Raw genomic sequence first — 9,212 nt, forward strand, 5'->3', positions numbered from 1 at the left:
GTACTCGGCTACGAACCGAGCGGTCGGAGGTTCGAATCCTCCTGGATGCACCATTTCTTGGCTAGAAAATCTAGTATATCAATATAATATTTACCCTTAATTTCTTATTCCTGAGAGTCGATTGATTATCGACATAAAAAATTATGCATCCGTAGCTCAGCTGGATAGAGTACTCGGCTACGAACCGAGCGGTCGGAGGTTCGAATCCTCCCGGTTGCACCATCATTAAGAAACTCCTCATATTGAGGAGTTTTTTTTTATCTAAAATTTTGCATATCACATTCACTTACCTATCTATTACACCATTCATCGATAAACCACACATCTAGACAGCGACAATTTATGTGATTTAAGCTAAAGTAATTGCCTTAATAACATAAAACTAAATCACAGGCGGGAGGTCGATTTGATCCCGGACGTATCTAAAGCGCTCTCATGGTTAGAGGCGCACCCAAAAGCACTCAATGGCATTCAACGCGGTATTGAGCGTGAAACCTTGCGTGTTACTCCAACAGGTTCTATTGCAGAGACATTGCATCCTGAAGCGCTAGGAAAGGCGCTAACACATAAGTGGATCACGACAGATTTTGCAGAGTCGTTACTTGAGTTTATTACACCTGTAGATAAAAGCATCAGCCATAATTTAGCATTTTTGAGAGATTTGCATCGTTATACTGCTCGTCATCTTAAAGATGAAAGAATGTGGCCTTTGAGTATGCCGTGCTTTATTGAAAGCGAAGGAAAAATTACGCTTGCTCAATATGGTTCTTCCAATGTAGGACGTTTTAAAACACTTTATCGTGAAGGGTTAAAAAATCGTTACGGTGCATTGATGCAGACAATTGCAGGGGTGCATTATAATTTCTCTTTACCTATTGAGTTTTGGCAAGCTTGGGCAGGGGTAGAAGACGAAGAAAGCGGTAAAGATAAGATTTCTGATGGCTATTTGCGCCTTATTAGAAACTACTATCGCTTTGGGTGGGTTATTCCATACTTATTCGGCGCATCACCCGCTATTTGTGGCTCTTTCCTTAAAGATAGAGACACCATGCTAACTTTCAATAAAACCGAATGTGGTACGTATTACTTGCCATATGCGACATCATTGCGAATGAGCGATCTTGGTTATACCAATAAATCTCAAAGTGATTTAAACATCACGTTTAATCATTTAGAGGAATATGTCGAAAGTCTTAAAAAAGCGATTCACAAGCCATCTGAAGAATTTAAACAACTTGGTGTGAAGAAAGAGGGTAAGTACATTCAGTTAAATACGAATGTGCTACAAATTGAAAATGAGTTATACGCACCAATTCGTCCTAAGCGTGTGCCAAAAGGCAGCGAATCGCCTTCGGATGCGCTAATCCGCGGTGGTATTGAATATATTGAAGTGCGTTCTCTCGATATCAACCCATTTAGTGCAATTGGTGTAAATGAAACACAAGCTCGATTTGTTGATCTATTCTTAATATGGTGCGTACTTGCTGATGCACCTGAGATGAATGCTCAGGAGTTAGATTGTAGTCGTCAAAATTGGAATCGAGTGATCCTTGAAGGTCGAAAACCGGGACAAGTAATTGGTTTAGGCTGTGGTAGTGAAGTTAAGCCTCTCGTTGAAGTCGGACAGCAACTTTTTAAAGATCTTATTCGTGTTGCTGAAGTTTTGGATACTTGCTGTGATGAAAAATATCAGGAAGTTTGTCATCAGTTCGTGGCGATGTTTGAAGATCCAACTTTGACATATTCGGCATTAGTGATGGATGAAATGTTGGATAAAGGGATCGGTGGTTATGGTTTAGAACTAGCTGAGAAATATTTTGAGCAGTTAATTAATGAACCTTACGAAGTGATCACAGAAGCGCAATTTGAACAAGCTCGATTGGCTTCAATTGAAAAGCAAGCGTTGATGGAACAAAACGAAACGGAAAGTTTTGAAGACTACCTGCATACGCACGCAGGACGTTAAAAGAAAATGGCCACATTAAGTGGCCAAATAAAAAATCTTAGAGAATCAGGGATGATAATAAAAATGTGCGTCTTTCAGTAATTCAGACTGCGTATTTTTTAAATAGTTTCATTTATTCTATAAATATTTTTTTATCTTCTAGGAGGTCACGAAATGCCGTTATTAGACAGTTTTACTGTAGATCATACGCGTATGGCTGCACCTGCTGTTCGCGTGGCAAAAACCATGCAAACGCCGAGCGGTGATACGATCACCGTATTCGATTTGCGTTTTACCGTTCCAAATCAAGAAGCAATGACTGAAAAAGGGACTCATACTCTAGAGCATTTGTTTGCAGGTTTCATGCGTGACCATCTAAATGGTAATGGTGTTGAAATTATTGATATCTCGCCAATGGGATGTCGTACAGGCTTTTATATGAGTTTAATCGGTCAGCCTGACGAGCAGCGTGTTGCAGATGCTTGGAAAGCCGCTATGCAGGATGTTTTGAACGTCAAAGATCAAAATAAAATTCCTGAATTAAATATTTATCAGTGTGGAACTTGCCAAATGCACTCATTGGAAGAAGCACAGCAAATCGCCCGTAATGTGATTAATACAAAAATTGGTATTAATAAAAACGACGACTTAGCACTTCCAGAAGATAAGTTAGCGCAATTACATGTTTAATTATTGGATACAATAATTGATTCAAAAAGATAGAGCCTTAAATCATTTAAGGCTCTATTTGTATGAAATAGCGTAACAAATTAAACAAGTTAAAATTCAGGAGGTTGAGCATTGAATGCTAATGGACTGATCCTTACCTGTTTGACGATATTATCACTTACTAGCAAGACCTCGATAACATAGTGGCCAATCAAAATTTGCTCATTTGGTTGAGGAATATCGCCAATAGCCTCTAACACCATCCCGTTAATGGTCCTAGGACCCTCTATAGGGAGATTCCAATCAAAAGCCTTGTTCAGCTCGCGAATATTAGCCGAGCCATCCACAAGTACGCTACCGTCGCTTTGAGGCATAACTTCTTCTGCTAAAGACGGAGACATTGAAGTTGTAAAGTCACCCACTATTTCTTCCAGAATATCTTCAACGGTAATTAGGCCTTGGATCTCACCATACTCATCAACAATAATCCCAAGTTTTTCTTTGTTATGTTGAAAGTTAACAAGCTGAAGATTTAAGGGAGTGCTGTTGGGAATAAAATAAATATTATCAGCGGCTTTGATTAAATTTTGCTTATTAAATTCTTGTTTTTCTACCATTAATCGATAGGCTTCACGTACCCGGAGAATACCGATAGCATCATCAAGAGAATCACGATAAAGCACAATACGGCCATGAGGCGAGTGGGTAAGCTGTCTGACAATTGATTTCCAATCATCATTGACGTCAATCCCAACAATTTCATTCCTTGGTAGCATGATGTCACCGACAGTGACCTTGTCTAAATCTAGGATAGAAATCAACATGTCTTGATTTCGACGGCTTAATTTATTTTTTGATTCATTAACAATTGTTCGCAGTTCTTCTTTATTAACTGCATCACTGCGAATCACCAATGATTTTATGCCACAACAACGCATAAAGATGGCCGTAATTGCATTGAACATCCATACAATTGGCGTCATGATTTTTTGAAGTGGTTTTAATATATAACTGCTTGGAAAGGCTATCTTTTCAGGGTAGAGCGCCGCGATAGTTTTAGGCATGACTTCAGCAAAAACTAAAATAACAAAGGTGAGAATACCCGTTGCTATAGCAACACCAGCATTACCATAGAGGCGTATACCGATGATTGTTGCAAGCGCAGATGCGACAATATTAATGAGGTTATTACCGATAAGCACAAGGCTTAATAGCTTATCGGGGTGCTGTAATAGCTTTTCGACGCGTATTGCAGAGCGATTGCCTTGCTTAGCTAAGTGCTTTAAACGATAGCGGTTTAGCGTCATCATGCTAGTTTCTGATGCAGAGAAGTAGGCTGATGAAAAAATTAAAACTATCAGTATGATGATTAGCGTACTTGTAGACACATCATCCAAAACAAGATTCCTTATTGCAATTTATCGGCATAATTGAGTATTAAGCCAAAAACTAAGCGATCATAAATTGTTGTAACAGACGGTTACCGAAAAAAGCCATGGTTAAAATAATTGAGCCGGCAACGTGGAAAAATAAAACCCGTTTCCCTCGCCATCCACCATGGAAATGTCCCCAAAGCAGGGTGATATAAACAAACCATGCAATAACTGATAACACAGATTTATGAATATTTTCTTTATCGAAAATATTATCCATATAAACAAATCCAGTACACAGTGTCAGGGTCAACAAAATTACCCCAACTTGGGTGATATGAAACATTTTTCTTTCAACAACCATCATTGGTGGCATATCAGAACTAAACTTAAGTGTCTTATTTTTAAGCTGATGGTCAATAATTGCCACTTGAAATGCGTATAAAGCCGCAATGAGTAAGGTCGCATAACTTAATAATGCTAAACCGATATGAATAAATAATGGTGTGCTGGCTTCTAAGTGTGTAATAAATTCGCCAGGCATGATGGTTGAAAGCATCAGGTTGATAATCGCAAAACTATAAACGACAGGTGTTAAATACCAAGCTCGTCCCCAGTAGGAGACAACAGTCATAATCACACACATCAGTAAACTAACCGCAGAACCCAAATTGAGTAATGTGAGGTTTTGTCCTTCAGACTCACCAAAGATGAGTAGTTTTAGAGTAATAGCATGAGTTATCAGCGCGATAATGGCTAATAAAAGAGCTAGTCGGCGATATAGAGGCTGCTTACGAACCTGACTAGGAACAATCAGCAGTAGGCTGATCATGTATGTACAAACTGCTATGACTGCAAATACGGGCATAGTATAGTGTCGTTATTCATTTTTAGTGGAAAGTTATTTACAGTATAACTCGTGCAAGGGTAGGCTCCAACCATTGGTCGCTTGAACGACGTATAATTAGTTGTAGATAGCATTTCATGATACTGCTTAATTGATCATTAATGATAAAAGTAAATCCATAATAACCTGTAAAATCAGATCAAAACACAGAGCAGCGGAAAAACATCGGATATGATACACTAGCCAAATTATTTTTAGGGTTAGCTTTTGCTGTAATCGATTTACATATTGAATTAATGATAAGCAAATCGTTATTTTTTAATTATGACATCAAATACCTTGTAATGTAGAACCCGTATTTAATGACTTGTAATTAATCGTATTAGCAACCATATCAGGTTGTAACTTAGGCCCATAAACAGAATTGAGCTAATACATATGTTTGATAATTTAACTGACAGACTATCGCGCACTTTGCGCAATATCAGCGGGCGCGGACGTCTGACTGATGAAAACATTAAAGATACATTGCGCGAAGTGCGTATGGCTTTACTTGAAGCCGACGTCGCTTTACCAGTTGTTCGTGATTTTATTCAGAAAGTTAAAGATAGCGCAGTAGGGCAAGACGTCAATAAAAGTCTTACTCCTGGTCAAGAGTTCATTAAAATCGTTCAAAATGAACTTACGCGGGCGATGGGAGAAGAAAACCATCAGTTAAATTTATCTGCCCAACCGCCAGCTGTTGTTTTGATGGCTGGTTTACAAGGTGCGGGTAAAACAACCAGCGTTGCAAAACTAGGTAAGCACTTAAAAGAAAAACAAAAGAAAAAAGTTTTAGTGGTTTCCGCTGACGTTTATCGCCCTGCGGCGATTAAGCAGTTGGAAACATTAGCTGAATCAGTTGGTGTTGATTTTTTCCCTTCTGATACTCAAGAAAAACCCGTTACTATCGTACAAAAAGCATTAAAACACGCACAACTTCAGTTTTATGATGTGCTATTAGTGGATACTGCGGGTCGCTTGCACGTTGATGAAGCGATGATGGATGAAATTAAAGAAGTTCATCGTGTTATCAACCCAGTAGAAACATTGTTTGTCGTAGACGCGATGACTGGTCAAGATGCTGCCAATACTGCAAAGGCGTTTAATGAAGCACTACCACTGACCGGTGTTGTTTTAACTAAAGTCGATGGTGATGCTCGTGGTGGTGCAGCATTATCTATTCGTGCTATTACTGGTAAGCCAATTAAGTTCTTAGGGGTTGGTGAAAAGACAGAAGCACTTGAGCCATTCTTCCCTGAGCGCGTAGCTTCCCGTATCCTAGGTATGGGCGATGTTTTATCTCTTATTGAAGAGATTGAGCACAAAGTTGACCGCGATGAAGCAGAAAAACTGGCTAAAAAGCTTAAAACAGGTGATGGCTTTGATTTAAACGACTTTTTAAGTCAGTTAAAACAAATGCGTAATATGGGTGGTATGGCAAGCATGATGAGCAAAATGCCAGGCATGTCCCAACTACCCGATAACGTTAAATCCCAAATGGATGATAAAATTACTGTTCGTATGGAAGCGATGATCAACTCAATGACGCGTAAAGAGCGGGCAAAACCTGAAATTATCAAAGGTTCACGCAAGCGTCGTATTGCAGCTGGTTCTGGTACAACAGTACAAGAGGTTAATCGCCTCTTAAAACAATTTGATGATATGCAGCGCATGATGAAAAAGATGAAAAAAGGCGGCTTAGCCAAGATGATGCGCGGTATGAAGGGTATGATGCCTCCGGGATTTCCGGGGCGTTAAGCAATAAAGCCTCAAACAATATGCACTTTTGGTTGATTTTTGCGTCAAAGTGAGTAAACTTTTCGGGCTTTTTATATAACAACCGGACTCTATCCCTCGATGGAGTCTGGTTGTTTTATTAACTAATGAGGATGTTATGGTAACAATTCGTTTATCTCGTGGCGGCGCTAAAAAACGTCCGTTCTATCAAATCGTTGTAACTGATAGCCGCAATGCGCGTGACGGTCGTTTTATCGAGCGTATCGGTTTCTTTAACCCGATCGCATCAGGTCAAGCAGAAGAACTACGTTTAGATCTTGACCGTATTGAGCACTGGGTTGGTTTAGGTGCGACTATTTCTGACCGTGTTTCACAACTGGTCAAACAAGCTAAACAAGCAGCTTAATCTGTCACGGTGGTAACAATGAGCAAGCAAACTAAACTACTGCCTCCTACGAACCCAATTATTTTGGGAAAACTAGGGGCCGCATATGGTATTCGTGGTTGGCTCAAAGTTTTTTCTTCCACCGAACATGCTGAAAGTATTTTTGAGTATCAACCTTGGTTTATCCAACGTTCAGGTCAATGGCAACATCTTGAGATTGAAGATTGGAAACATCACAACAAGGATGTCATTGTCAAGCTAAGTGGGTTTAATGACCGCGACGAAGCAACCCTTTTGACTAATTTTGAAATTGTCGTTGATTCATCTCAACTTCCTAAATTAGACAATAACGAGTACTACTGGAAAGACCTTATGGGCTGTCATGTAGTTACGTTAGAAGGGTATGACCTTGGTATCATTGTAGATATGATGGAAACTGGTTCAAATGATGTACTGGTTATCAAGGCGAATTTAAAAGATGCATTCGGTATCAAGGAACGGTTAGTTCCGTATCTTGATGGGCAGGTTATCAAGAATGTCGATCTCAATGCTAAACTTCTTGAAGTGGATTGGGATCCTGGTTTTTAAATCTCCGGTTGAACGGTGTTAATGAGTGGGACTAAGTCATGTGGATTGGTGTAATTAGCCTGTTTCCCGAAATGTTCCGCGCAATAACCGAGTACGGGGTAACTGGTCGGGCAGTTAAGAACGGCCTGCTGACTGTGTCGTGTTGGAATCCGCGAGATTTTACACACGATAACCATAAAACAGTCGATGATCGCCCCTATGGTGGTGGTCCAGGCATGCTGATGATGGTGCAACCGTTAAAGGATGCAATCCAGACAGCACGAACTGAGGCCGGTGCAGGTGCAAAGGTTATTTATCTTTCTCCTCAAGGGCGCAAACTTAGTCAAGACGGAGTTTGTGAGTTGGCAACAAGCGAGAAGTTAATTCTAGTTTGTGGCCGTTATGAAGGTATTGATGAGCGGATCATTCAAACCGAAGTTGATGAAGAATGGTCAATCGGTGATTACGTTCTCAGTGGTGGGGAACTCCCTGCTATGGTGTTGATAGACTCAGTCTCTCGGTTTATACCTGGAGTACTTGGGCATCAAGCCTCTGCTAAAGAAGATTCTTTTGCTGATGGCTTGTTGGATTGTCCTCACTATACTCGCCCTGAAGTGTTAGACGATATGCAGGTTCCGGAAGTACTACTTTCAGGGAATCATGCACGAATAAATAGCTGGCGCATGAAACAATCGCTTGGCCGAACCTGGCTTAGAAGACCTGATCTTCTGAAAAGCCTAGCTCTGACTGACGAGCAGAGGATGTTGCTGACTGAATTTCAAAATGAATATCAGTCTGAGCAACAAATGAATCTAGACAATTAAGTTGTCTAAACATATCAGTTTACCTAGGGTAAGAGAATTATTATGAGCAACATTATTAAACAAATTGAACAAGAGCAGATGAAGCAAGACTTACCTTCATTCCGTCCGGGTGATACCGTGGAAGTTAAGGTATGGGTCGTTGAAGGCTCTAAAAAACGTCTGCAGGCATTTGAGGGCGTGGTTATTGCTATTCGTAATCGCGGTCTGCACTCTGCATTCACTGTTCGTAAAATTTCTAACGGCGAAGGTGTTGAGCGTGTATTCCAAACTCACTCACCAGTCGTAGATAGCATCGCTGTTAAACGCCGTGGTGCTGTTCGCAGAGCTAAACTGTACTACCTGCGTGAGCGTTCTGGTAAGGCTGCTCGTATTAAAGAGCGTCTGAACGCCAAATAATACGCTTTCGCTACATCCGAAAGTTATAAGATAAGGCCCGCATCGTATGCGGGCCTTTTTATATTCGTCATATTTCGCGCCGTGGCGGTGTTGGCTTCATTCAGCCACGCAAGTCACATACTTGTGTATGTTCCCTGCGCTGTCTTCACTTTGCCGCCTAGCCACAACACGAACTATTTAGAATAAATAGAATAAATATAAATAGAGTTAATAAGCCATATTTTGCGCCGTGGCGGTGTTGGCTTCATTCAGCCACGCAAGTCACATACTTGTGTATGTTCCCTGCGCTGTCTTCACTTTGCCGCCTAGCCACAACACGAACTATTTAGAATAAATAGAATAAATATAAATAGAGTTAATAAGCCATATTTTGCGCCGTGGCGGTGTTGGCTTCATTCAGCCACGCAAGTCACATACTTGTGTATGT

General features: G+C 40.4%; 9 protein-coding genes and 1 tRNA gene. 8 read left to right on the top strand and 2 right to left on the bottom strand.

Features of this window, described 5'->3' with window-relative positions; genetic code table 11:
* Positions 1-145 precede the first annotated feature (145 nt).
* The 3 genes from ACTH6U_RS21105 to luxS all read left to right on the top strand — a co-directional run bounded on the left by ACTH6U_RS21105 (position 146) and on the right by luxS (position 2,635).
* Positions 146-222: transfer RNA gene (locus tag ACTH6U_RS21105), tRNA-Arg, on the top strand.
* Positions 223-406: 184 nt separating this feature from the next.
* Positions 407-1,966, top strand: coding sequence for a glutamate--cysteine ligase (gene gshA / locus ACTH6U_RS21110; RefSeq protein WP_294107332.1), 1,560 nt, complete (start codon positions 407-409; stop codon positions 1,964-1,966).
* A 153-nt stretch (positions 1,967-2,119) separates the two neighbouring features.
* The gene (gene luxS / locus ACTH6U_RS21115; protein ID WP_294107333.1) at positions 2,120-2,635 is read left to right on the top strand and encodes an S-ribosylhomocysteine lyase; all 516 of its coding nucleotides are present in this window, start codon (positions 2,120-2,122) and stop codon (positions 2,633-2,635) included.
* Positions 2,636-2,724: 89 nt separating this feature from the next.
* On the opposite strand, the gene ACTH6U_RS21120 is transcribed toward luxS, so the two are convergent.
* Together ACTH6U_RS21120 and ACTH6U_RS21125 are read right to left on the bottom strand one after the other, a co-directional pair.
* Complete coding sequence (locus ACTH6U_RS21120; protein WP_294107334.1) at positions 2,725-4,011, bottom strand: CNNM domain-containing protein; 1,287 nt, start codon at positions 4,009-4,011, stop codon at positions 2,725-2,727.
* Positions 4,012-4,063: 52 nt separating this feature from the next.
* The gene (locus ACTH6U_RS21125; RefSeq protein ID WP_441833084.1) at positions 4,064-4,855 is read right to left on the bottom strand and encodes a cytochrome C assembly family protein; all 792 of its coding nucleotides are present in this window, start codon (positions 4,853-4,855) and stop codon (positions 4,064-4,066) included.
* A 417-nt stretch (positions 4,856-5,272) separates the two neighbouring features.
* On the opposite strand from ACTH6U_RS21125, the gene ffh reads away from it, so the two are divergent.
* The 5 genes from ffh to rplS all read left to right on the top strand — a co-directional run bounded on the left by ffh (position 5,273) and on the right by rplS (position 8,785).
* Positions 5,273-6,634, top strand: a complete 1,362-nt coding sequence (gene ffh / locus ACTH6U_RS21130) for a signal recognition particle protein (protein ID WP_294107336.1) — start codon at positions 5,273-5,275, stop codon at positions 6,632-6,634.
* 136 nt (positions 6,635-6,770) lie between these two features.
* Positions 6,771-7,019, top strand: coding sequence for a 30S ribosomal protein S16 (rpsP, locus tag ACTH6U_RS21135; RefSeq protein WP_294107337.1), 249 nt, complete (start codon positions 6,771-6,773; stop codon positions 7,017-7,019).
* Positions 7,020-7,037: 18 nt separating this feature from the next.
* The gene (gene rimM / locus ACTH6U_RS21140) at positions 7,038-7,586 is read left to right on the top strand and encodes a ribosome maturation factor RimM (RefSeq protein WP_294107338.1); all 549 of its coding nucleotides are present in this window, start codon (positions 7,038-7,040) and stop codon (positions 7,584-7,586) included.
* Positions 7,587-7,624: 38 nt separating this feature from the next.
* Positions 7,625-8,389 (top strand): tRNA (guanosine(37)-N1)-methyltransferase TrmD, encoded by a 765-nt coding sequence (gene trmD, locus ACTH6U_RS21145; protein WP_294107339.1) that lies wholly within the window; start codon positions 7,625-7,627, stop codon positions 8,387-8,389.
* Between the two features lie 42 nt (positions 8,390-8,431).
* Complete coding sequence (gene rplS / locus ACTH6U_RS21150) at positions 8,432-8,785, top strand: 50S ribosomal protein L19 (RefSeq protein ID WP_294107341.1); 354 nt, start codon at positions 8,432-8,434, stop codon at positions 8,783-8,785.
* The last annotated feature ends 427 nt before the right edge of the window (positions 8,786-9,212 follow it).

This window comes from Providencia sp., assembly GCF_052096715.1.
In the GTDB taxonomy this organism is placed as follows: domain Bacteria; phylum Pseudomonadota; class Gammaproteobacteria; order Enterobacterales; family Enterobacteriaceae; genus Providencia.

Bases quoted from the DNA above. Each gene is read 5' to 3' on its own strand.
- trmD (WP_294107339.1), top strand. From the start codon at position 7,625: ATGTGGATTGGTGTAATTAGCCTGTTTCCCGAAATGTTCCGCGCAATA.
- rimM (WP_294107338.1), top strand. From the start codon at position 7,038: ATGAGCAAGCAAACTAAACTACTGCCTCCTACGAACCCAATTATTTTG.
- luxS (WP_294107333.1), top strand. From the start codon at position 2,120: ATGCCGTTATTAGACAGTTTTACTGTAGATCATACGCGTATGGCTGCA.
- rplS (WP_294107341.1), top strand. From the start codon at position 8,432: ATGAGCAACATTATTAAACAAATTGAACAAGAGCAGATGAAGCAAGAC.
- ffh (WP_294107336.1), top strand. From the start codon at position 5,273: ATGTTTGATAATTTAACTGACAGACTATCGCGCACTTTGCGCAATATC.
- ACTH6U_RS21125 (WP_441833084.1), bottom strand. From the start codon at position 4,855: ATGCCCGTATTTGCAGTCATAGCAGTTTGTACATACATGATCAGCCTA.
- rpsP (WP_294107337.1), top strand. From the start codon at position 6,771: ATGGTAACAATTCGTTTATCTCGTGGCGGCGCTAAAAAACGTCCGTTC.